Below are 23,636 nucleotides of genomic sequence, written 5' to 3' on the forward strand. Positions count from 1 at the left end.
TGTTACTAGGTTGTTAGATATATCACGATTCATATGGGAATCCGCAATTTGATTGTCGGTTCGTGAGCAAACCCTAATTTCGGTGGTGTGCCTGTTCCGTTATTAGGTAGAACCCTCTATTTTTTCTCCCTAGACTGAAGTTGAAAAATCAGTAATGCCACAACCCGATTGCAGTTTCGTTGTCGCCATTACATTTAACTGTCGTTATTCAAGGAGAAGATCATGGCTAAGAAATTGAAAGCGCTGGCAGGGTCAGTGACCGACAACCAACTAACCTCCACCATCAAGGAGTCCACCCAGCAGATCTGGTTGGCGGGTCTGGGTGCCTATGCCAAAGCGCAGGAAGAGGGTGGCAAGATCTTTGAAGCCCTGGTGCAGGAAGGTGAAGCGCTGCAAGCAAAAACCCGTCAGAGCGCAGATGAGAAGATTGCCGCTGTGACCGACAAGACCGCCAATACCTGGGGCCGTCTGGAGCAGGTGTTTGAAGATCGCGTGGCCCGCGCTGTGGCCAGCCTCGGCATTCCGACCCGCAAGGATATCGACAAGCTCTCCAAGCGCATGGCCGAGCTGACCGATGTGGTCCAGCAACTGCTGGATGCACAGGAAGAGGAAGCCCCGGCAGCAGAAGCCAAACCGGCTGCCGCCAAAAAGCCCGCTGCCCGCAAGCCTCCGGTAAAGAAGGCGCCGGTAGCCAAGGCTAAAGAGGCCGTTGTTGAGCAGGCCGCCGATCTCCTCTCCGCCGCTGAAGACGCGGTGAAAGAGGTGAAGGCCAAAGCAGAGAGCGTCCTGCCCTGATCCCTCGCGGTGACGGAAGGTGATTGATACCGGCCCATGCCCTGCGCTGGGCCGGTCTTGTCATGGTGAATGTCATGGATAGGGAGGCAACGCTATGAGTACCATCGCAATTGCCCTTGCTGGCGGCGGGCCGCTCGGCGGCATCTACGAGATCGGTGCCTGCGCAGCCCTCTCTGACAGCATCAACGGCTTGCGCCTTGACCATGCCGATATCTATGTTGGCGTCAGTTCGGGGGCCGTGGTGGCATCGGCGCTGGCCAACGGCATCTCGCCAGCTAAGCTGGTGCGGATCCTGCTCAGCGATGATTCGGGGGAGATGTTTGACCCGGCTACCTTGTTGCGACCCGCCTTTCGTGAATATGCCGACCGCCTGACCTCGATCCCGCCACTGGCGTGGCAGAGCCTGACCTACTATTTGGCGGCGCCCTGGAAGCGCAGCCTGTTTGAGTCGCTGCAGGGGCTCTCCAAGGCCATTCCGACCGGACTGTTCGACAACCGCGGAGTGGATCGCACCCTGACCCAGTTTTTCTCTCGTCCCGGCCGCAGCAATGATTTTCGCCAGCTGCGCAGCAGACTATTTGTGGTAGCCACCGAACTCGACACCGGTCATCCGGTTGCCTTTGGTAGCCCGGGGCTCGATGATGTGCCCATCTCGGCGGCGGTACAGGCGTCAGCCGCCCTGCCCGGTCTCTTTCCGCCCTCCTTGATCAACGGTCGTTACTATGTGGACGGGGCGCTGATCAAGACTCTGCACGCTTCGGTAGCGCTGGAAGAGGGGGCGGATCTGGTGTTCTGCATCAATCCGCTGGTGCCCTATGATGCGGATATGGCCGCCGGCGCGCCCACCAATCTGGTGGACAGCGGTCTGCCGGTGGTACTGGCCCAGACCTTTCGCGCCATCATCCACTCCCGTATGCATGTGGGGATGGATCGCTACAGACACCAATATCCCGACGCCGACGCCCTGCTGTTTGAGCCCTCTTCTGCCGATGGCGAGATGTTCTTCACCAATGTGTTCAGTTACCGGGATCGTCGTCGCCTCTGCGAGCACGCTTACCAGCATACCCGCCGCGATCTCTGGCAGCGTCGTGACGAGCTTGCGCCGGTGCTGGCCAAGCATGGCCTCGAGCTCAATCTGGCCGCGCTGGCCGATGAAGATCGCACCCTGCTGGCCCCCGGCATTGGCTCGGTCGCCGCCCTCGACAAGTCGCTGGAGCAGTTGCAGCACTGGCTTGCCAAACGCTATCGCCACGGCGTGCGCCGTTCATCACCAAAGGAGTAGCATGGATCGCAAACCCAAACGTCGTACCCGGGAGCGGATCCTGACCACTGCCCTCGCCTGCTTCAATCGACAAGGGGAACCCAGCGTCACCACCTCGGCCATTGCGGCCGAGATGGAGATCAGCCAGGGCAATCTCTACTACCACTTCCACAACAAGGAGGAGATCGTCAATGCCCTGTTCTGCGAATTTGAACAGCAGATGGATCGCCTGCTGGAGGCGGTCAGCACCCCGTCAGATGAGCCAGAAGATATCTGGCTCTTTCTCCACCTGATGTTTGAAGCCATCTGGCAGTACCGTTTCCTCTACTACGATATCGCGACCCTGATGAGTGGTTATCATCAGGTGGAACAGCGCTTTTCCGCCCTGCTGCGCCGCAAGGAGCAGACCGCCATCGCCATTTGCAACCATCTGCAAACAGTCGGGCTGATGGAGGGCACGGCGCAACAGATGCGCACGCTGGCAGCCAATGTGGCGCTGGTTGGCACATTCTGGATCTCTTACCAGCGGGCACTGCACCCCAAGGCGGACGCCGATATCGCCCTCGGCGTCTTTCAGGTGATGCAGCTGGTCGCCCCCTATTTGCGGGCCGATGCCCGCGCTCATCTGGGCGCCCTCGCCCACCACTACACCGACAAGGTTTGATTCACATGCTACAGGGAGAACAAGCATGACCACTTCACAACTCGAATTTGTCCCCTTCCCCTACGCGGATGCGGCCTATGACTATGCTGGCCAGAAGCTGGCGGACAACTGGGATCGTCTCCATCAGGGGGATGCCGAACCCTGGCCCGAAGATGAACAGGTACAGGATGCCTGGCGGGCCTATCATGCCGGGGATTTTGCCCGGGCCGTCGCCCTTGGCGAAGCGGCCGGTGAGGCAGGCCTCAATGTGGCGAACAAAGCGCTGGTGATCCATGCCAGCTATCTGCTGGAAGACAAGTATGCCAAGCGCGCCGCCTTCGAGCGGGCGGCCAGCCATGCCGAGAAGCTGCAAAAACGCCAGCCCAAGAATGCAAATGCCTGGTATTTCCACGCGCTGGCCCTCGGTCGCTACAGTCAGGTCATTTCCATCTCCAAGGCCCTCTCGCAAGGAATTGGCGACAAGATCAAGGCAAGCCTTGAGAAGGCGCTGGAGCTGGCGCCAGATCACGCCGAGGCCCATATTGCCTTTGGCGCCTGGCACGCCGAGATCGTCGACAAGTTGGGGGCCATGATCGGCGGCCTCACCTATGGCGCCAAGAAGGAGGAGTCCGAGCGTCACTTCAAGGAGGCGCTGGCGCTGATCCCCGAATCGGCTATCGCCCGCATGGAGTACGCCAACGCACAGGTGATGCTGCACGGCAAGAGCCGCCTGAAAGCAGCCGAAGCCCTCTATGCCGAAGCGGCCGAATGCGAACCCATGGATGCCATGGAACGTCTCGATGTGGAGGCGGCGCGGGAAGAGTTGGAGGATTAACCACCACTCTTGCCACGGATAGATAACAAAACAAGAGGCCAACCCGCGGGTTGGCCTCTTTTATGATGGGGCACACCGGCTGGCTACGCCGTCACCGGTCGCTCAAGTGCACACTCAACCGAGCAGCGCATCCAGTCCGTTGGGGTCAAACAGTAGCTCCGGCTCCATCAGCACCAGCAACAGCAGTTGCTCGAACTCCACCGCAAACCGCTCGACCACCCGATCCGGGTCCGGTACCAGCTTCTTGTCGGTGATTAGGCCCAGTTGCACCTTGTGATCGTAAGAGAGGATGGAGACGCCGACGCCGATATCCCCCGATTGCGGCACCCAGAACAGCGGCTGACGCAATTTTGCTCCAGCCAGATAGAGGGTCTGCTGCGGGCCAGGCACATTGGTGATCACCGCGCTGGCCTTTGCCGTGAGCAGCTCGACTGCCTGCTGCTGCACCGCATTGGGGGCCATGCCAAGGGCATGTAACAGGTTGAGCACTACCACGGGTTGCAGCGAGGTGCGTAGCGCCTGCATCCGGTCACGCACGGTATAGAGCCGCTGCAACGGGTGTTCAACATCCAGTGGCAAGTCCAGGGCCACCAGCCCGAAGCGATTGCCCAGCGCCCCCTCATCGTCCGGTGCACGCATATTGACTGGCACCAGGGCGCGGATCTTGACCTTGTTGGCATCATCCCCCTTCTCCTGCAGGTAGTGGCGAAACGCCCCTGCGGTGGCGGCGATCAGCAGATCGTTGACCGAGCAGCCCAGAACCTTGCCCACTGCCTTGATATCCGGCAGATCAATTTGCTCCGACCAGGCCACCCGCTTGGTGCTGGTGGTCTTGCCACGCAGGCGGCAGGGTGAATCATCACCGAGGGTGGCGATATTGCACAGCTCGCTCGCCACATCCCGCCCGGTCTTGAGGTAATCCACCGCCTTGGTGGGATGGGTGACCACTTCGACATATTTGGACCAGAGGCTACCGGTCAGCTTGAGGCCGGCCCGCACCAGACGGCTGCCCTGGTGGCAATCCTCATCATCCTCGTCATCGCTGTCATCCAGTGGCTCCGGTGACGGTGGTCGCGGCGCCCCTTCCGGTGTGTTATCCATCATGGTCAGCATGGCCCGCACCAGCGAGAAGCCATCGCCCATGGCGTGGTGAATGCGCACCACCAGCGCTTGCCCACCCAGCGACGTGTCGGTCAGGTGCATATCCCACAGGGGGCGCTGGTGGTTGAGCGGCGTCGAGGCGAGATCGGCCACCAGCTTCTCCAGCTCCAGCTTGCCCGCTTCACCCGGCAGGATCACTCGCTTGAGGTGCTGATCGAGATCGAAATCGGGATCATGGCGCCAGTAGTAGGCGCCCCCCTCCAGCACGGCCCGCTGGTGGAAGCGGGGTTGCACCGAAATGGTATGGCGCAATCCGGCCCGCAGACGCGCTTCATCAAGCTCTCCTTCAAACATCAGGACACCGATGATCTGCATCAGGTTGTTGGGTCTGTCCATGCGTAACCAGGCGGTATCGACGCAGGAGATAAATTCACTCAGTGGCATGGTTGTTTCCCTACAAAATGAATTTACCGAGGCGGCAAATTGCTCCTACCCTCATATACGGATGAAGGCTTGATGCAATCAGAATGACATTAATGAGTGCCGACTCGAAATATGAAATAAAGATGAAAAATTACTTACAAATAAAATCGAGGCCTCGCCGGATAATAAATATGACAAACCTTATGGCTTGCAATCTTATTTCAAACAGCCATCGTTTACAGCTGGTTTATTTAAAGCCAGTGCAACGAAAAGTTTCAAACACGTTTGGGGCAAGGTAAGCGATTGTCGACATAATCGAGGATCTCTTGCTCCAGTACGCTGCGTACCGGCAACAGCATTAAACCAAGATGCACTTCCAGTTCCAGGGTATCTTCGTCCAGGGTGAGAGTGCCATGTACCCCTGAGCCGCGAAAACGAAGCTCGGTCTCCTCTTCATCTGCCCATTCGCAATCGAGTTGATAGCTCTCGCTCATGTCCGCAGCGATGGCTTCGGCCGCGATCCGGGCGGCGGCCAATCCCAGCGGATGCTGACGGCTGATCTGGATGGTAGAGAGTGCGCTGCTGCCAGCGAGCGAGTTGAAGAACATGGTCGTTACTCTGGGTCATAAGTTAGTTATTGATATTAAACACATGTTCACAATAAATGAAAGGATGGTTCACATAAATGGGACTCACTTAACAGAGTCGAGAGGGATGCAGGCCATCAGCGGGGCATGGCATTTATTCCCTCCCTCGTGCGCGCTACACTTGTCACGGAACGGTCAGTAAAAGCTGCTTGTTTTTCATTCACTTGTATCTTCGTATCACCCAATCCCCATCAATGGGCCCAAGGCCAGAGAGCTGTAGATGACGCATCAAGAACATGCCCACGACGACGATAGCACCCTGGGTCGGCTATACCGCCAGCTCAAGCGGGTTGCAGCCTTGCGCGAGCAGATGCGTGCCCACCCGGAAGATCAGCAGGATCGGGATCGGCTACGCCAGTGGCAGGCCGATCGACTCGGGCGAACCCATCGAGATCTGCTGGAGAGTGACCGCTACGGCCCTGCCGCCGAGTTTTTCCTGACCGACCTCTATGGCCCGGGGGATTGCGCCCGCCGCGATGCAGATGTGATGCGGGTGATGCCGACCGCCGAGCGGCTGTTGCCGGAGTCCGGCCTCAAGGTGGTGGCGCAGGCGATCGAGCTTGATGCTCTCTCCGAAGAGCTGGATTACCTGATGGTGGTGGCGCTGCGGCGCATTGATGGCATTGATCCCATCACGCCGGACCATTACACCATCGCCTATCGTGCCGTGGGTGAACAGGCGCGCCGGGAACATCAGATTGCGCTGGTGAGCGAGCTTGGGATGACGCTGGACAGGCTGGCGAGAAAACCGCTGCTGGGGGCAACCCTCAAGCTGGTGTCAGGGCCCGCCCATCTGGCGGGGCTTGGCGAGCTCTTCTCCTTTGTCGAGCGTGGTTATCAGGTGTGTCATCAGATGGGGCGTGCCAACGAGTTTCTAGAAACCATCGCCAGTCGCGAGACGGCCATCATGACGGCGCTCTTTAACGGCGACAGCAGTGCGCTGGGGTGAGGCTTATCGAGGGATAAGCCGCCAGAATAACAAAGCGGGCCGATGAGCCCGCTTTTCGTTTATCACTGTTTGCTGATATGTTGGCCAATGCAAGACCGGTCAGATCACCAGCAGATCCATAAAGGCGTGTACCGGGGTGGCGGCAAGCCGTGACCCATCCTGACAGAGGGCCAGAATGTCGCTGACCCGTTTGGCCGGGAAGCGGGTGGCCAGATTGTGCTGGAATTTCTCCACCAGCAGCGGGATCCCCTCCTCCCGACGGCGACGATGGCCGACCGGGTACTCCACCTCCACCTTGGCGGTGTGAGTGCCGTCCTTGAAGAAAATCTGGATGGCGTTGGCAATGGATCGCTTGTCCGCCTCCAGATATTCGCGGCTGTAGCGTTTATCCTCCTGCACCACCATCTTGCCGCGCAGCCCATCGATGCGGGGATCGGCGGCGACATCGTCCTCGTAATCCTCGGCAATGAGGCGACCGAAGATCAGAGGCACCGCCACCATGTATTGCAGGCAGTGATCCCGATCGGCCGGGTTGTTGAGGGCGCCGACCTTGCTGATGATGCGAATGGCCGACTCATGGGTGGTGAGTTCGATGCGGTCGATCTCCTCCAGACGCCCCTTCACCTGACCGTGCAGTTTCATGGCGCACTCTACCGCGGTCTGGGCATGGAACTCGGCGGGATAGGAGATCTTGAACAGCACGTTCTCCATCACATAGCTGCCGTACCCCTGATGCAGGGCGAACTGATTGCCCTTGAACAGCACGTCGTAGAAGCCCCACTTGGGCGCGCTTAGTACGCCGGGATAGCCCATCTCGCCGCTCATGGTGATAAGGGCGAGGCGCACCGCGCGGGAGGTGGCATCCCCCGCCGCCCAGCTCTTGCGGGAACCCGCATTGGGGGCATGGCGGTAGGTACGCAGGCTTTGCCCATCGACCCAGGCCTGGGAGACCGCATCGATCACCTGATCACGGGTGCCACCCAGCATGTGAGTCACCACGGCGGTACTGGCGACCTTGACCAGCACCACGTGATCGAGACCCACCCGGTTGAAGGAGTTCTCCAGCGCCAGCACCCCTTGAATTTCGTGGGCTTTGACCATGGCCACCAGCACATCTGCCATGGTGAGCGGCGCCTTGCCCTCGGCCACGCTAGTACGGGAGAGCCAGTCGGCGGTGGCCAGAATGCCCCCCAGATTGTCGGATGGGTGACCCCACTCGGCGGCCAGCCAGGTGTCGTTGTAATCGAGCCAGCGGATGATGGCGCCGATATCCCAAGCAGCCTTGACCGGGTCGAGGCATAGCTGGGTACCGGGCACCCGGGTGCCGTGGGGTACGAGGGTGCCGGGGACGATGGGGCCAAGGTGTTTGGTGCACTCGGGAAAGCGCAGGGCCAAGAGGCCACAGCCCAGCGTATCCATCAGGCAGTAGCGGGCGGTGTCGAGAGCCGCCTTGCTGGTAATGGGGTGGTTGCAGACATAATCGGCAATATCGACCAGCACCTGATCGGGGTCTGGTCTGTGGTTGACGTCGACGTTGGCGGACATCGTGACTTCCTTATCGTTGTTGTAGAGAGACAAAGTGACGGGGGGCCGGGCCGACATAATCGGCACTCGGGCGGATGATCCGGTTGTGCTCGCGCTGCTCCATCACGTGGGCGCACCAGCCGGTGACCCGCGAGCAGACGAAGATGGGGGTGAACAGCTTGGTCGGGATCCCCATGTAGTGATAGGCGCTGGCGTGGAAGAAGTCGGCGTTGGGAAAGAGCTCTTTCTCCTCCCACATCACCTTCTCCGCCTCACAGGAGACGCGATAGAGGCGATCATCACCCACCGCCTCGGCAAGCTTGGCCGACCACTCCTTGATGATGACGTTGCGCGGATCCGAGGTGCGGTAGATGGCGTGGCCAAAGCCCATGATCTTCTCCTTGGCCGCCAGCTTGGCCAGCAGTTCGCGCCTTGCCTGCGTCTCGTCTTGCCAATGTTCGATCATCGCCATGGCCGCCTCGTTGGCGCCGCCGTGGAGCGGGCCGCGCAGGGTGCCGATGGCGGCGGTGATGCAGGAGAACATGTCAGAAAGGGTTGAGGCGCAGACTCGCGCGGCAAAGGTGGAGGCGTTGAACTCATGCTCGGCGTAGAGGATGAGAGAGACATGCATCACCCGACGCTCCAGCTCGCTTGGCGCCTTCTGATGCAGCAGCGCCAGAAAGTGGCCGCCGATACACTCCTCGTCGCTGTCGAGGGCGATGCGAACTCCCTCGTGGCTGAACTTGTACCAGTAGATCAGAATGCCCGGAAAGGCGGCCAGCAGCCGATCCGCCACTTCATGCTCATGCTCGAAACCATCTTCCGGCTCCAGATCGCCGAGCATGGAGCAGCCAGTGCGCAGCACATCCATCGGATGAGCATCGGCGGGAATGCGCTCCAGCACCTCCAGCAGCGCCGCCGGCAACGAGCGCAAGCGGCGCAGCTCGCGTTTGTAGTCGGCCAGTTGCTGGTTACTCGGCAATTCTCCCTTGAGCAGCAGATAGGCGACCTCCTCGAACTGGGCGCTATCGGCCAGCTCCTTGATGTCGTAACCGCGATAGGTAAGCCCGGTGCCGCTCTTGCCCACGGTGCAGATACTGGTCTCCCCCGCACTCTGCCCGCGCAGACCGGCCCCGCCCAACGGTTTTTGCTGTCCCATAAGCTGCCTCCTATTCCTTGGCTGTAAACAGACGATCCAGTGTCTGCTCGTAGTGATGATATTCGAGGAAGTCGTAGAGTGACTCCCGGGTCTGCATGGTCTCCACGACGGCTCGTTGATGGCCATCCTGGCGAATATGGTGATAGACGTTGAGGGCGGCCTGATTGGCGGCCCGGTTGGCACTCAAGGGGTAGAGCACCATGTCAACTCCGTGCGCGGCCAGTTGCTCTTTGTCAAACAGCTCGGTTTTGCCGAACTCGGTCATGTTGGCGAGGATCGGCACGTTGGCCGCTTGCTTGAACTGGTCGTACTGGGCAAGCTCGGTCACCGCCTCGGCGAAGATCATGTCGGCACCGGCGGCCACATAGGCGGCAGTGCGTTCAAGAGCCGACTCCATCCCTTCCACCGCCAGTGCATCGGTGCGGGCCATGATGACGAACTCGCTATTCTCGCGGGCATCCACTGCTGCCTTGATGCGATCACACATCTCCTCAAGCGACACCACCGCCTTGTTGGGACGGTGGCCGCAGCGCTTTTGGGCCACCTGATCTTCCATATGGACGGCGGCAACTCCGGCCCGCTCGAACGCGCGGATGGTGCGGGCGATATTGAATGCCCCGCCCCAGCCGGTATCGATATCGACCAACAGCGGCACACGGGTCGCAGCAGTTATCCGTTCGGCATCGATCAGCACGTCGTTGAGGGAAGTCATACCGAGATCCGGCAAGCCGTAGGAGGCATTGGCTACTCCGGCGCCGGAGAGATAGAGGGCTTGAAAACCGCTGCGCTCGGCCATCAGCGCCATATAGGCATTGATGGTGCCGACGATCTGTAGTGGCTTTTCGTTGGCAAGGGCGGTGCGAAAGCGCAGGCCTGCCGAGGGGGACAAACTGGACATCATGACTCCTTTCACCTGTCTAGTTTGGCTATCTAATATCACGTTTACGTTAACGTCAATTATACTTTCGTAACATTCTGGCTGCAGGCAAGACAGGAAACCGGTTTTAGGGTAAATTTCACCAATTCCTTCAACAGGTTGAATTGTATGATGGAGCCCGGTTCCGTAATTGTCTGTCCGGCGTGCGACTTGCTGATCCAGCGCAAAGCACTGCCGCTGCGTCGTCATGCCCACTGCCCGCGTTGTCACCAACATCTCTATGGCCGTTATGCCTTTCGTCCCTCCCAGTTGATGGCCCTGACCATTACCGGGTTTCTGCTGCTGCCCTCCGCATTTTTTGAGCCGTTGATCTATCTGCGGCTGGCTGGGGTCAACACCGACGCCGACCTGCTGCGCGGTATTCTGGTGCTGTTTGGCGAGGGCGAATGGTGGGTGGCCAGCCTGGTGCTCTGGTGCGCCGTGTTGGCGCCGGTGGGATTATTGGCGGGGATCTTTGTGCTGGCTTCGGGTCTGGCCAAACGTTGGCACATTCTTCCCGTCACCTTGAAGCTGGTCGAGGTGTTTCGTCACTGGGCCATGCTGGAGGTCTATATTGTCAGCCTGCTGGTTGCCCTGTTCAAACTGATCGATATCGCCGATGTCAGGTTGGGTGGCGGGCTGCTCAGCCTCGGCATTCTGATGCTGCTCAACATGAGTTTGCTGATCCTCTTTGATCCATCTCCCTATTGGGATCGGATCCCGCTCAAGGAGAAAGGCGATGACCAGCGCCCGTGAGATGGGGCTTTGCCGCTGCCATACCTGCGGCCTGCTGGTGCGTTATCAGGCGGGATGCGTCTGTCCACGTTGCGACAGCAAGCTGCAGGTGCGGATCCCTCATTCGCTAGCCTGGTCGTGGGGCTTGCTGGCGCTGGCCACCTTTATGCTGCTCCCCGCCAACCTGCTGCCCATCACCCATTTCTACAACAAGGGGTTATTGCAGTCGGATACCATCTTCAGCGGGATCCTGATGCTCTATCGCAGCAAGATGAGCGGGATTGCCACCATAGTGCTCACCGCCAGCATACTGGTACCGGTGGGCAAAATAATCGGGTTGGCGTGGATCTGCTGGCAGCTGCAACGGGCCAAACCGGTGCGGCGCAAGCGCCAGCTCTTGATGTATCGGGTGATCGACTTTATCGGCCGCTGGTCGATGCTGGATCTGTTTGTCATTTCGCTGATGGTGGCGCTGGTCGATCGTGGCGTCATGCTGAGCGTCCGCGCCGGTCCCGGCGCAACCGCTTTTGCCGGCGTGGTGGTGTTGACCATGATGTCGGCCCGCATGCTCGATACCCGGCTGCTTTGGGACAAGGCGGCCCGTTGATGCGTTTTCTGTTTCTGTCTGATGGGCGGCTGCGCCCGGTCAATAAGGAGTCACTATGATCGGGGCTGAACCCGTCATCGAAAAGCGCCGCTGGCTATCGCCAGTCTGGTTGTTACCACTCATCGCCCTGCTGCTGGCTGGCGGCTTTCTCTATCAACAGATAGCGAGCCGCGGCCAGCTTATCCAGATCAACTTCGCTCAGGGTAACGGCATCTTGCCGGGCAAGACCCAGATCCGTTATCAGGGGGTTGCCATCGGGGTGGTGCAGGAGCTGGAGCTGGCCGAGGATGGTCGTCGTATTGCGGTGCTGGCCAAGATTGACAGCCGTGCCCGCCCGCTTATTCGCAAGGGGTCCGACTTCTGGCTGGTGAGCCCCAAGGCATCGCTGACCGAGATCTCCGGTCTCGATACCCTGGTCTCCGGTAACTACATCAACTTGCAACCTGGGCGCGAGAGCAATCCGCTGCAGGAGAAGTTTGATGCCCTCGACGGCCCTCCCCCCGGTTATCAGGCGCAGGGGCGGATGCTGCATCTCACCGCCGATTCGCTGGGCTCGGTCGGTATCGGTGCCAAGCTCTATTTCCGCGGTATCGAAGTAGGTAGCGTCATCAATACCCGCTTGGGTCAGGACAACCAGAACGTCATTCTGGATCTGGTGATCGAGCCTCGTTTTGAACATCTGGTCAAAGCCGATACCCGCTTCTGGAATATCAGCGGCATCAAGGGCTCTTTCAGTCTGGCTGGTGTCAGCGTTGAGGCTGGCAGCCTCACTTCCATTCTGAGCGGCGGCATCGCCTTTGACTCCCCCAAAGCGTCTCCCGAGTCGGAGAAAGGGCAAACCTTCGTCCTCTACAAGGGGCTGGCAGAAGCGGCGCGCGGCAAGCGCATCGATATCGTGGCGGGTGATCTGCCCATCAAGGAGGGGATGCCCATTCTCTTCGAAGGGATCGAAATTGGTCGCGTCGATCCCATCCACCTCACTGACAAGGGTCGGGTGGTGACGGCACTGATCAATCCGGAGCAGGCATATCGCATCACCGACAAGAGTCAGCTGGTATGGGAGAGCGTTTCTCTCTCCCCGACCGGTGTGAAGAATGCCGATCGGCTGCTCTCCGGCCCAGCCATTCGCCTTGACTATGTGGCAGGCAAAGAAGTGGCCAGGATGGCGCTGACCGATCGGGCGCCACAAGATGGCATCAAGGTGACGCTGCAAGCGGACGATCTGGCTGGGCTTAATCAGGATGCCCCCATCTGGTACAAGGGGATGCAGGTTGGTCGCATCAGCCAGCTCGATCTCGATGGGTGCGGCAATGCCAGCGTGGCCCTGCAGATCCAGCCCGCTTACGCCCATCTGTTGAACCGTGCCCGTTTCTATCGCGCTTCGCCGCTACAAATAGATGCTGATCTGAGTGGTATCAAGGTGGAGGCAAGCCCGGCCAGTGCCTGGCTGAGTGGTGGCATCAAGCTGGTGCAGGCGAGTAGCGGCGAGCGGATCAACCGTCTCTACCCCAATCAGGAGCTGGCACTGCTCGGTACTCGTGATGCCAAGCCGCAACGCTGGTTGCTCAAGGCGGATCAGGCAGACGGCATCGGCATCGGTTCTCCCGTGCTCTATCTGGGGTTGGAAGCGGGCAAGGTGAAACAGCTGCGAGCCGCCAAAGAGGGAGTGGAGATCGAGCTCGAGATTGACGGCATCTATGCCCCACTCCTCGCCCGCCAGCCGCAATTCTGGAAAAAACCGGCTATCGACACCCGAGTTCGGGTCGATGGTGTGCAGGTAAAAGTTGGCAATCTTGGTACCCTGCTGCGCGGTGCCATCGAGTTCGACTATCTGGCCAATGGCCGTAGCAGCCATCAATTGTTCGATTCCAGGGAGCAAGCCAAGGCCAAGGTACGCCAGCTGTCACTGGTGGCAGAGAGTAATCCGGGGCTCGGGATTGGCAGCCCGATCCGTTATCGCGGGGTGGATATCGGCAAAATTGAAGAGATCGAGCTGGAGCCGACCCTGGGTCAGGTGATCTTCAAAGCCGAGCTGGATGGCCAGTACGCCGAGCGTTTCCTGCAATCCGGAGCGCGCTTTACCCTGGTGCAAGCCAAGCTGGGTCTGGGTGGTGTGGCCCATCTCGATACCCTGATCAAGGGGGCCTTTGTCGAGGCCGAGCCCGGTAAAGGGGCTGGTCGGAACAGCTTCCCCCTGAGCCAGAGCGGCCCTGCCGGTTTGTCCCTCACTCTGAAAAGCCCGTCGGTGAATGGCCTCTCGGTTGGCAGCCCGCTGCTGTTTCGCAAGATGGTGGTCGGCAGTGTCACCAAGGTGGCGCTGGCTCGGGATGGCAGCGAGGTGGTGATCGACGTCAATGTCGAGCAGGAGTATGCCCATCTGGTGCGGGCAAACTCCCGTTTCTGGAATGTCTCCGGGGTCAAGGCGGATATCGGCCTGACTGGCGGTACCATAGAGGTCGAGACAGTACAGAGCCTGCTGGCCGGCGGCATTGCTTTCAATACGCCGGAGAAAGAGATGGGGCCAACCGTCAAGGCGGGGCATAGCTATCCGCTCTATGGCAAGGCCGAGAAAGAGTGGCTGGAGTGGAGCCCTCGTATCCAGCCCTGATCTCTTCCCTTTGTATCTCATCCAAGCCCGGCCCCGTGCCGGGCTTTTTTATATTCCGGTGCTTGTTGATAGGGTTCAGATTCAGAATATTCTTAGCCTTGTGGTAGGATATCGCCCCTCTTTTTTGGTCAACGAGACGGCACAGTGCACGACAACACCTTCCTTCCCGATTACTTTTTACGCCACATTGCAGCCATCATGCCGGCCCATCTCTCGATGGATGAGTTTGTGGCCAGTTGTCGACGTCCGCTGCGCCGCAGCATTCGGGTCAATACCTTGAAGATAGCCGTCTCGGATTTCGTCGCCCAGATGGAGCCACTGGGTTGGCAGCTCGACCCTGTGCCCTGGTGTGATACCGGCTTCTGGCTGACCCGCAGCGATGAAACTGTCCCACTTGGCAACACCGCCGAGCACTTGAGCGGGCTCTTCTACATTCAGGAAGCGAGCTCCATGCTGCCGGTGACGGCGCTCTTTGCCAGCGACAAGATCAAAGCGGATGGCATGTTGCTGGATGCAGCGGCTGCCCCCGGCTCCAAGACCACCCAGATAGCCGCCTTGATGAACAATCAGGGGATGCTGGTTGCCAACGAATTTTCCAGCAGCCGGTTGAAAGTGCTCAGCGCCAATATCCAGCGCTGCGGCGTGACCAATGTAGGTATGACCCATTTTGATGCCAAGGTATTTGGCCAGTGGTTGCCGGAGACATTCGATGCCATCCTGCTCGATGCCCCCTGCTCCGGTGAAGGTACGGTGCGCAAGGATGAAGATGCATTGCGCAACTGGAGCATCGAGAGCATCGACGAGATCGCGACGGTGCAACAAGGGTTGCTGGAGAGCGCCTTCCATGCTTTGAAACCGGGTGGCGTACTGGTCTACTCCACTTGCACCTTGAGTGAGCAGGAGAACCAAGCGGTTTGCCAATCCTTGCTGGACAAGTTTGGCGATGCCTTGAGTTTTGATTCGTTGGCAGACCTGTTCCCCCATGCAGAGCAGGCCTGTACATCCGAAGGATACCTGCACGTTTGGCCCCAGATCTTCGACAGTGAAGGCTTTTTCGTTGCCAGATTGCGCAAGCACCACTCGGTGCCCAACACCATGTTCAAACCGGGCAAGCTCGGCAAATTCCCTTTCCTGCCGTTGGCAGCGAAAGAGTCTGAGCCCATGCTGCGCGAGATTGAAGCCAATTTTGGTGTGGCGCCACAAGGTCAACTGTTTGGCCGCAATGACGAGATCTGGCTATTTCCTCATCTGTTTGAACAGGTTCAGGGCAAGTTGCGCTTCGATCGCATCGGCATCAAGTTGGCCGAGACGTTCAAGAAAGGCTATCGCCTCACCCATGAGTGGGCGCTCGCCTATGGTGATAAAGCGAACAAGGGAGTGGTCGAACTGGACAGCGCCAACGCGCGGGAATTCATGATGGGGCGGGACGTCTGGCCAGAGCAGGATGCTGGTGCTGGCGAGGTGATCGTTCGTTATCAGGGGCATACCCTGGGAATGGGAAAATGGGTGGGCAGTCGGGTCAAGAATGCCCTCCCCCGGGAGCTGGTGCGCGACAACAATCTGTTTGGTTGATTTTTTGACTGAATGAGGAAGGATGATTCGACGCTGTTCGAGTCTGCAAAACCCACACTCTGGTTGAAATTTTATCGGGTTCTTGAAAAGCCTTGAGCCTTGTCTAAGCTTAAGGCAATCCGAACACCAGTTAGCGCACGGCTCTGCAAGGAGCCAATTCCCCTATGCCAGGTACACGGAATTCGTACCTGGCTTTTTTATCTCTTCTTAGCCAAGTTCATCGTTACTCGACACTCTCTTCTAACAGAGCTATCTCCACTTTCTCTGCGTGAGGTTCGCTCCCCAGCTCATGGTGATAGAGCAGATCGATCGCCTGTTCGATGAGTGATGCCTGGCTATCTTCAAGATGCAAGCCGAGTGCCGCCAACCGTTCGGCATGGCGATTACTGATCCAGCATTGCAATCGGGTATGGGTCTCCTGCTTGCGTTTTACATGTTGGCGCTGCCGCTCGGCATTGTTTTGGGGGGCCGCTTCTTGCTCTTCACGCACTGTCATTTCTTGGCTCATATGTCCTTGCGATATTACCTTTCTGAATTTGTTATCTCTCATCACATGCCATTATCCATTGGAAGATGCCCTTCCCCTTTGGGCTGTTGGCTGCGCGACAAATATATCATCAGATCAACAAGATATCATTTAACATAAAAAACAAAGTGACGCAGTTGTGTCAAAGCAAGCCATCAAGGGCATGATCGGAGAATTTGTGGGCGTCATCGAAATACTCCTGCAGGGTTCGCATATCCTTGTGGCGCGTCACCTCGATGATCTTGTTCATCGGCTTGCCGGCAGTCACGGCTGAGGTGATAAATCCGCGCCGCAGGCTATGGCCACTGACGTAGAGATCGTCGATGGTTTGACCTGTTCGCCGCTTGATCATCAGATTGATGCCCTGGGGGCCGAGTGGCTCGGCCATCAATTGGCCCCAGCGGTTCATGCGCCGAAACAGCGGCCCCTCGCTGATCCGGCTTTTGCTCAGCCAGTTTTGCAGTGCAGACACGGGGCAATAGTGTTTGCCCGGAATCAAGGCTATCTCGGTTTCATGCAGCTGATGCTTGCTCGGTTTGAGGCGAAGGCGGATCCCCTGCCCCACAAAATCGAGATCGCTCACCTCAATTCGGGCTGCTTCCGAGCGGCGCAAGGCGCCACTGAACATCAGGAGCAGCAGGGTGTAATCACGCAAGCCAGCCAGATCACCGGTGTCGATGCCATCCAGCACCTGGGTCAATGGTTGCAGCGTCAGGGCGCCGGTTTTGCGTTTACGGTTATCCCCCAACCTGACAATACCGCGCATCATCTCCTTGATTTCGGGATGTTCGGTGGGCATGGGATGGATGCCTTTCTGCTTGAAGGCATAACGGATCCCCGCCAGACGTCTTACCAGGGTTGCCGGTTTACGAGGTTCACCGTTACGCAGCTCCCCCTTCTCTTTATCCAGCCATACCCAGTCGGCCAATACGCCGTCAGCCTGATCTGCGAGAAAATTCATAATGTCGTGATGGGTCGTTTGCAGCGGATCCAGCCCGTGCAATTGGCACCAGAAGACAAAAATACGGGTATCAGCCTGATAGGCATTGAGTGTGGAAACCGCTTTTGCACTGCGTAAAAAGCGGCGTGCCCGACTATTTAGCTGTGCATCGAAAACAGTCTGCAGTGACTGATGAGCTGGATTGGACAAGGTTGGAAATGCCACGGAACTCTATGATTCATATGAAGTTTGAGAGGATCTTACAGGATCCTTTCCATACATCAAGTATCGATAATGAATATTATCGATACTTATAGCTTGTTGTTAGATAAACGAAACATCGGAATATGATTCGACTCAGTTTGTATGGATGAACAGGTTACATAGACTGGATGAATGTGAGAGATAACACGGCTCGGTGTTGATATTTAGGTGGGTAATCAGCTTGGCATTTGAAATATAAAAAGCCCCGAGCAAAGGGGCTTCTGTGTTATTTTTTCGCCAGTTTGAATAGTTCAAAGAAATTTCGGCTGGTCGCTTCTGCCAATTCAGCCAGCGCCATCTGGCGCAGATCAGCAATAAACTGCGCAACGTCTCGTACAAAGGCGGGTTCGTTCTCCCTCCCCCGATGCGGCACGGGTGCAAGATAGGGCGAGTCGGTTTCGACCAGCAATCTGTCAAGGGGAAGTGCCTTGACCACCTCTTGCAATGCAGACGCATTTTTGAAGGTGGCGATCCCGGAGATGGATATATAGAACCCCATCGCCATTGCTGCTTCTGCCATTTCGAGGGATTCGGTGAAGCAGTGCAGCACACCGCCAACCTGATCAGCTCCCTCTTCACGCATGATCTGCAAGGTATCTTGCTGGGCATCGCGGGTATGGATGATCAGCGGCTTGTTCAACGCGCGCGCAACCCGGATATGTTCGCGGAAAGAGGCTTGCTGAACTTCCTTGTTCTCGGGCGAGTAAAAGTAATCGAGACCGGTCTCACCGATGGCCACCACCCGTGGATCGGCAGCTTGCTTGAGCAGCAACTTGGCATCGACACCGGGTTCCTGATTGAGCGGGTGTACCCCGCAAGAGGCAAATACCTGGGGATAGGGAGCGATCGCCTCGAGCATGGTCGGGAACTGTGCCTGAGTCACACTGACACAGAGAAAATATCCCACGTCCAGTTTCGCGGCCTTTGCCAGTACATCAGCCAAGCTGGTCTGCTTGCTGCCATAGCTGAGGCGATCGAGATGACAGTGGGAATCAACGAGTAACATATAAAACCTTTCTGCTTGTCGGTACTTATAACCAGCGACTGAGCCAGTTCATCAGATGGATGGTGGGATTGGAGAGCTGACCCGGCTGACATGCCGCTTTCAGGGCAACCAGATCTTGTTCTGCCTCCAGCAGTTTTTCGCTGGAGTGCTGCTCCGCCAACCGTTGACTCAAGATGGCCAGATCAGGCATGGCCAGCTGATGGTGACCACATCCGGCCTGGGTTTTCAGGGCATCGCACAAGAATAGCTGCAACCAGTGCAACCTGACCTGCGTCTCCTGACCAAGCTGGCTGCACAATGCCGTCGCCTTGACCGGACTTTGGCTCAGGGCGACAAACTGTTCCAGCAGTTCGCGGCGAGTACCGTCCTGTTGCTGCTCGATATAGTCGAGTACCCGCAGCGGTGCCCCCTGACAGATCCGCACCTGAGCCAGAGTGGCCTGATGACCCTGCTCGGCCAACCAGCGTACTGTTTCCCCTTCCGCAGGCAACTGACAGACATGTTTGTGACAGCGACTGAGAATGGTAGGGAGCAGCCGGGAAACCTGGGAGGCAATAAGCAACAGCAAGCTGTCGCCGGCCGGCTCTTCCAGGGTTTTCAGCAGGGCGTTGGCCGCCGATTCGGTCATCCGCTCCGCATCTGGAATGATCACCACCTTGCCACGGCCGAGCTGGGCAGAGCCCTGCAGTCGGGTGCAGATCTCGCGAATGGCCTCGACCCCGATGGTCTTGCTGTCGCGCGTTATGGTGCCGAGATCCGGGTGGTTGCCCTTGTCAAACAGCTGGCAAGAGTGGCAGTGGCCGCACGGCTCTCCGCGATCCGGTTGCTGGCAAAGGTGCAAACGTGCCAGCCGCTCGGCCAGTTGCTCCTTGCCAAGACCGGGATCGCCGAGCAACAACCAGGCGTGGCCGAGACGACCGGACTGGGCCGTCTGGCTCAGGGCATGCCAGTCTGAGATCAGCCAGGGATACATAGCGACTCGTTCGACAGATAGTGATCCAATGCAAGCTCGATGGCAGCTTTGACCTGTTCCGGGGTTTGCGCCGCATCGATCACCACAATGGAGTCATCCTTGGCGGCCAGTTCGAGATAACGAGTTCGGGTACGCTCGAAGAAGCTCAGTTGCTCCAGTTCGATGCGATCCAGCACGCCGCGATGGCGCGCGCGCTGCAAGCCAAGGGCAGGATCGATATCGAGATAGAGGGTGAGATCCGGTTTGAAGTTGCCGAGCACCGCCTGCTTGATGGCACCGATAAGAGCAGCATCGATGCCACGTCCCCCCCCCTGATAGGCCTGGGAGGAGAGATCGTGGCGATCCCCCACCACCCAGACACCGTCGGCCAGTGCGGGTTTGATGCGGGTCTCCACCAGTTGTACCCGGGAGGCATACATCAGCAGCAATTCCGCCTCGATAGTGAGGCGCTCGTCGTGCACCTCTTTGACGATGGCCCGCATCCGCTCGGCCAGTGGCGTACCACCCGGCTCGCGGGTGCACTCGATCCGGTCGATGCCGTGACGCTGCAGATAGTCGGTCACATAACGCACAGCCGAGCTCTTCCCTGCCCCTTCCAATCCTTCGATCACAATAAATTTAGACATTAGGGTTTCTTCAATATGTATTCGCGAACCGCCCGATTGTGTTCATCGAGGGTCTTGGAGAAATAGTGGGCACCGCCCCCCTTGGCGACAAAGTAGAGATAGTCGGTCGATTTGGGGTTGAGCGCTGCTTCGATTGAGGCCTTGCCCGGCATGGCGATGGGCGTGGGCGGCAGACCGTCGATCACATAAGTGTTGTAGGGATTCTTGTCGGTCAGATCACTGCGGCGAATGTTGCCATCGTAGCGATCTTTCACCCCGTAAATGACGGTGGGATCGGTTTGCAACTTCATGCCCAGACGCAGACGATTGACAAACACCGAGGCGATCTGTGCCCGCTCGTCCGGCTGGCCGGTCTCTTTTTCAATAATTGAGGCCATGATCAACGCCTCGTAGGGGGTCTTGTAAGGCAGGTTGGCCTGACGTTTCTCCCAGCTCTGCTGCAGGAAAGTCTCCATATCCTGATGGGCACGACGCAGGATCGAGAGATCGCTGGCATGGGTGGTATAGGCGTAGGTTTCCGGCAGGAACCACCCCTCCAGCTTGCCATTCTCGATGCCGAGCTCCTGCGCCAGGTCGGCTTCGGATTGCTCGACGGTCAATCGCTCAAGGTATGGGGCGCTGGAGAGCTGCTTCTGCCAATCCTCGAAGCGGGAACCTTCGACGAAGGTGAGGCTGAAATGAAACTCCTTGCCCGATGCGAACAGAGAGAGGGTCTCCTTGAGGGGAGCCCCTTCTTTGATTTCGTAGGTGCCCGACTTGATCGCTACCAGTTCGGGATGGCCACGCAGCCAGAGCCGCACCGCCCAGGGGCTGGTTTCCCCCTCCCCCAGTTCGGCGATGAGGCGCGCCGCATGGGAGCCCTTCTCCACCGTAAAGAGCCGGGTCGGCCCCTTGTTGGTGAGCGTCTCTACCTGTTGCCATTTGTAATGTACATAGCCCCCGGCAGCGGCTACCGTCAGTGCCGCCCCCGCGAGCAGGGTGTAAAGCCGATTAAACTTCAATGACCAAACGCTCCTGTAAACGGCGACTCAATACCGCTGGGGGATAGTGAATATCCTCGATGCCATTGACCGGCACGACCCCCATCAGGGTATTGGTGAGCCACACCTCTTCAGCCTGCCATAGTGACTCCAGCGGAGCCTCTACCACACGCAACTCAATACTCATCTGTTTCAACATCGCCATCACCTGGCGGCGCATGATGCCATCGACACCACCGCAGGCGAGATCGGGCGTAAACACCGTCTTGCCCCGACGCCAAAACAGATTGGCACTGACCCCTTCAATCAGAAAACCACGACTGTTAAGCACTATCCCTTCGACTGCATTTCGGCTGACAAGTTCGCTTTTCAGCAATACCTGCTCCAGACGATTCAAGGTTTTTAGCCCGGCCAGCATGGGCGCATCGCCGATCCGCTGGCGGCACACCACCATCTCGATCCCCTCCTGTTGCCACTGGCCATAGTGAGTGGGAAATGGCGCCAGAGTGACAATCCGGGTCGTGTGCTGACATCCGCTGCCGTCATAGCCCCGCCCCCCCTCGCCGCGGGTCAGGATCACCTTGGCCACGCATTGTGGCTGGTCGGCCACCATCTCTTCAACCTCCCGGGTCAAGAGATCCCAGTCCGGTTCAACCAATCCCAGCCGGTTGTTGGCCAGCTGCAACCGTGCCAGATGCGCAGGCCACTGCAACACGCGACCCTCCCTGACCGCCATGGTGGTGAAATGACCGTCACCATAAGCCAGCCCCCGATCATAGGCCGAGATGGTATCAAGCTTCATTCCATTGATAAGCAAAGGGATCCCTCCGATAAAAAAGGCCCGATACCGGCAGTATCGGGCCTGTGTCTTTGCCCTGCGGCAAATTATACGCGTTTGAAGATCAGTGAGCCATTGGTGCCGCCAAAACCAAACGAGTTGGACAGGGCGTACTCGAAGCTACCTGGCTTGGCCACATGGGGTACCAGATCCAGATCGCACTCATCATCCGGGTTGTCCAAGTTGATGGTGGGGGGAGCCACCTGATCACGCAGGGCCAACACAGTGATGATCGCCTCGATGGCACCGGCGGCACCCAACAGGTGACCGGTCATCGACTTGGTGGAGCTCACCATCAGGGATTTGGCGTGCTCACCAAACACCGACTTCATGCCACGCAGTTCAGCCACATCACCCAGCGGGGTGGAGGTACCGTGCGCGTTGATGTAACCAATCTGCTCGGGGGCAATGCCGGCATCCTTGATGGCATTCTTCATGGCACGAGCGCCACCGTTGCCATCTGCAGGAGGCGCAGTCATGTGGTACGCGTCACCGCTCATGCCAAAACCGACCAGCTCGGCGTAGATCTTGGCGCCACGGGCCTTGGCGTGTTCGTACTCTTCCAGTACCAGTACACCGGCACCGTCACCCAGCACGAAACCATCGCGATCTTTATCCCACGGACGGCTCGCTTTTTGCGGCTCTTCGTTGCGGTTGGAGAGTGCCTTGGCAGCAGCAAAACCACCCATCCCCATCGCGGTGGAGGCTTTTTCGGCACCGCCGGCGACCATCACATCGGCATCACCGTAAGCGATCATCCGACCCGCCATACCGATGGCATGTGTACCAGTGGTACAGGCGGTAGTCACGGCGATGTTCGGCCCTTGCAGACCTTTCATGATGGAAAGATGACCGGACACCATATTGATGATGGTGGACGGAACGAAGAAGGGACTGATCTTGCGCGGGCCGCCATTGAACAAGCTTTCGTGGTTCTGTTCAATCAGACCCAGACCGCCGATACCGGAGCCAATCGCCACGCCGACACGCTCGGCATTCTCTTCATTGATGGTCAGGCCGGAATCATCCAGCGCCTGCATACCGGCCGCGATGCCGTATTGAATGAAGAGATCCATCTTGCGAGCGTCTTTACGGTTGATACCGTACTGCTCGGGATCGAAATCCTTGACCAGACCTGCGAAGCGGGTTGCAAACTCGCTGGCATCAAAATGTTCGATAAGGGAAATGCCGCTCTGCCCGTTGAGCAGTGCTTGCCAGCTGGATTCGGCAGTGTTACCCACCGGGGAAAGCATCCCCAAGCCGGTCACCACGACTCTGCGTTTTGACACTGAGGTAGTCTCCGAGAGGTGTTTTGAAAGGGAACAAATACAAAAGAAGCGGCCCTTGGGCCGCTTCTCTTAGAACAGGAACTTATTCCTGATTAGCGGTGATGTAGTCGATAGCCGCTTGAACAGTGGTGATCTTCTCGGCTTCTTCATCAGGAATTTCGGTATCGAATTCTTCTTCCAGCGCCATTACCAGTTCAACGGTATCCAAAGAGTCAGCGCCCAGGTCGTCGACGAAGGAGGCAGCGTTCTTAACGTCTTCCTCTTTAACACCCAGTTGTTCGATGATGATTTTCTTTACGCGTTCTTCGATGTTGCTCATGACCTGAATTTTCCTTTAAAAATACGCTATTTGCGTCTGGTTGGGGTAGTTTATTCAATTGACGTGAGTTTGCAAGTAGCTTGCCGCTGGTCAAACCACG

23 protein-coding genes are annotated in these 23,636 nt (G+C 58.1%); 9 read left to right on the top strand and 14 right to left on the bottom strand.

Annotated features, from left to right (window positions below):
* The first annotated feature begins 222 nt into the window (after positions 1–222).
* The 4 genes from ACB040_RS14975 (at position 223) to ACB040_RS14990 (ending at position 3,534) form a co-directional block, all read left to right on the top strand.
* A complete protein-coding gene (locus ACB040_RS14975) occupies positions 223–795 on the top strand; it encodes a phasin family protein (RefSeq protein ID WP_005333118.1) in 573 nt (190 codons plus the stop codon).
* A 94-nt stretch (positions 796–889) separates the two neighbouring features.
* Positions 890–2,077 (top strand): patatin-like phospholipase family protein, encoded by a 1,188-nt coding sequence (locus tag ACB040_RS14980; RefSeq protein ID WP_075114813.1) that lies wholly within the window; start codon positions 890–892, stop codon positions 2,075–2,077.
* 1 nt (position 2,078) lies between these two features.
* Positions 2,079–2,720 (top strand): TetR/AcrR family transcriptional regulator, encoded by a 642-nt coding sequence (locus tag ACB040_RS14985; protein ID WP_005345492.1) that lies wholly within the window; start codon positions 2,079–2,081, stop codon positions 2,718–2,720.
* A gap of 25 nt (positions 2,721–2,745) precedes the next feature.
* Positions 2,746–3,534, top strand: coding sequence for a hypothetical protein (locus ACB040_RS14990; RefSeq protein WP_111901103.1), 789 nt, complete (start codon positions 2,746–2,748; stop codon positions 3,532–3,534).
* A gap of 114 nt (positions 3,535–3,648) precedes the next feature.
* Here ACB040_RS14990 and ACB040_RS14995 read toward each other — a convergent pair whose 3' ends face one another.
* Positions 3,649–5,079: a wax ester/triacylglycerol synthase family O-acyltransferase gene (locus ACB040_RS14995; RefSeq protein WP_371155408.1), complete on the bottom strand. Its 1,431-nt coding sequence runs from the start codon at positions 5,077–5,079 to the stop codon at positions 3,649–3,651.
* 254 nt (positions 5,080–5,333) lie between these two features.
* Positions 5,334–5,666, bottom strand: coding sequence for a polyhydroxyalkanoic acid system family protein (locus ACB040_RS15000; RefSeq protein WP_100645872.1), 333 nt, complete (start codon positions 5,664–5,666; stop codon positions 5,334–5,336).
* A 259-nt stretch (positions 5,667–5,925) separates the two neighbouring features.
* Between ACB040_RS15000 and ACB040_RS15005 the strand changes: the two genes are divergently transcribed.
* Complete coding sequence (locus tag ACB040_RS15005) at positions 5,926–6,654, top strand: hypothetical protein (protein WP_371155409.1); 729 nt, start codon at positions 5,926–5,928, stop codon at positions 6,652–6,654.
* A gap of 99 nt (positions 6,655–6,753) precedes the next feature.
* Here ACB040_RS15005 and ACB040_RS15010 read toward each other — a convergent pair whose 3' ends face one another.
* The 3 genes from ACB040_RS15010 to prpB are packed head-to-tail and all read right to left on the bottom strand — an operon-like array spanning position 6,754 to position 10,235.
* Positions 6,754–8,199 carry a bifunctional 2-methylcitrate dehydratase/aconitate hydratase gene (locus tag ACB040_RS15010; RefSeq protein WP_371155410.1) on the bottom strand — a complete coding sequence of 482 codons (1,446 nt, stop codon included), beginning with the start codon at positions 8,197–8,199 and terminating at the stop codon, positions 6,754–6,756.
* A gap of 10 nt (positions 8,200–8,209) precedes the next feature.
* Positions 8,210–9,337: a 2-methylcitrate synthase gene (prpC, locus tag ACB040_RS15015; RefSeq protein ID WP_371155411.1), complete on the bottom strand. Its 1,128-nt coding sequence runs from the start codon at positions 9,335–9,337 to the stop codon at positions 8,210–8,212.
* A gap of 10 nt (positions 9,338–9,347) precedes the next feature.
* Positions 9,348–10,235: a methylisocitrate lyase gene (gene prpB, locus ACB040_RS15020; RefSeq protein WP_371155417.1), complete on the bottom strand. Its 888-nt coding sequence runs from the start codon at positions 10,233–10,235 to the stop codon at positions 9,348–9,350.
* Positions 10,236–10,382: 147 nt separating this feature from the next.
* On the opposite strand from prpB, the gene ACB040_RS15025 reads away from it, so the two are divergent.
* From ACB040_RS15025 to rsmF, 4 genes are all read left to right on the top strand, one after another.
* Complete coding sequence (locus tag ACB040_RS15025; RefSeq protein WP_371155412.1) at positions 10,383–11,009, top strand: paraquat-inducible protein A; 627 nt, start codon at positions 10,383–10,385, stop codon at positions 11,007–11,009.
* Positions 10,993–11,595, top strand: a complete 603-nt coding sequence (locus tag ACB040_RS15030; protein WP_033113812.1) for a paraquat-inducible protein A — start codon at positions 10,993–10,995, stop codon at positions 11,593–11,595. Before ACB040_RS15025 ends, ACB040_RS15030 begins: the two co-directional genes overlap by 17 nt.
* A 55-nt stretch (positions 11,596–11,650) precedes the next feature.
* Positions 11,651–14,203, top strand: coding sequence for an MlaD family protein (locus ACB040_RS15035; protein WP_338774915.1), 2,553 nt, complete (start codon positions 11,651–11,653; stop codon positions 14,201–14,203).
* Positions 14,204–14,347: 144 nt separating this feature from the next.
* Positions 14,348–15,775, top strand: coding sequence for a 16S rRNA (cytosine(1407)-C(5))-methyltransferase RsmF (gene rsmF, locus ACB040_RS15040; protein WP_338774914.1), 1,428 nt, complete (start codon positions 14,348–14,350; stop codon positions 15,773–15,775).
* A 223-nt stretch (positions 15,776–15,998) separates the two neighbouring features.
* Here the strand turns inward: rsmF and ACB040_RS15045 are convergent, their stop codons facing one another.
* From ACB040_RS15045 to acpP, 9 genes are all read right to left on the bottom strand, one after another.
* Positions 15,999–16,283, bottom strand: a complete 285-nt coding sequence (locus ACB040_RS15045) for a RepB family protein (RefSeq protein ID WP_338774913.1) — start codon at positions 16,281–16,283, stop codon at positions 15,999–16,001.
* Positions 16,284–16,443: 160 nt separating this feature from the next.
* Positions 16,444–17,427, bottom strand: coding sequence for a tyrosine-type recombinase/integrase (locus tag ACB040_RS15050; protein ID WP_371155418.1), 984 nt, complete (start codon positions 17,425–17,427; stop codon positions 16,444–16,446).
* Positions 17,428–17,731: 304 nt separating this feature from the next.
* Complete coding sequence (locus ACB040_RS15055; protein ID WP_371155413.1) at positions 17,732–18,511, bottom strand: TatD family hydrolase; 780 nt, start codon at positions 18,509–18,511, stop codon at positions 17,732–17,734.
* Positions 18,512–18,536: 25 nt separating this feature from the next.
* A complete protein-coding gene (gene holB / locus ACB040_RS15060) occupies positions 18,537–19,484 on the bottom strand; it encodes a DNA polymerase III subunit delta' (RefSeq protein ID WP_279458900.1) in 948 nt (315 codons plus the stop codon).
* Positions 19,469–20,110, bottom strand: coding sequence for a dTMP kinase (tmk, locus tag ACB040_RS15065; protein ID WP_371155414.1), 642 nt, complete (start codon positions 20,108–20,110; stop codon positions 19,469–19,471). The genes holB and tmk overlap by 16 nt, the downstream gene beginning before the upstream one ends.
* Complete coding sequence (gene mltG, locus ACB040_RS15070; protein WP_338774909.1) at positions 20,110–21,111, bottom strand: endolytic transglycosylase MltG; 1,002 nt, start codon at positions 21,109–21,111, stop codon at positions 20,110–20,112. The genes tmk and mltG overlap by 1 nt, the downstream gene beginning before the upstream one ends.
* The gene (gene pabC, locus ACB040_RS15075) at positions 21,101–21,907 is read right to left on the bottom strand and encodes an aminodeoxychorismate lyase (protein WP_338774908.1); all 807 of its coding nucleotides are present in this window, start codon (positions 21,905–21,907) and stop codon (positions 21,101–21,103) included. The genes mltG and pabC overlap by 11 nt, the downstream gene beginning before the upstream one ends.
* 68 nt (positions 21,908–21,975) lie before the next feature.
* Positions 21,976–23,217 (bottom strand): beta-ketoacyl-ACP synthase II, encoded by a 1,242-nt coding sequence (gene fabF, locus ACB040_RS15080; protein WP_338774907.1) that lies wholly within the window; start codon positions 23,215–23,217, stop codon positions 21,976–21,978.
* An 82-nt stretch (positions 23,218–23,299) separates the two neighbouring features.
* Positions 23,300–23,536, bottom strand: coding sequence for an acyl carrier protein (gene acpP / locus ACB040_RS15085; RefSeq protein WP_005300909.1), 237 nt, complete (start codon positions 23,534–23,536; stop codon positions 23,300–23,302).
* Positions 23,537–23,636 lie beyond the last annotated feature (100 nt).

Origin of the sequence: Aeromonas sp. S11(2024) (assembly GCF_041402345.1) — a bacterium.
GTDB lineage: Bacteria > Pseudomonadota > Gammaproteobacteria > Enterobacterales > Aeromonadaceae > Aeromonas > Aeromonas veronii.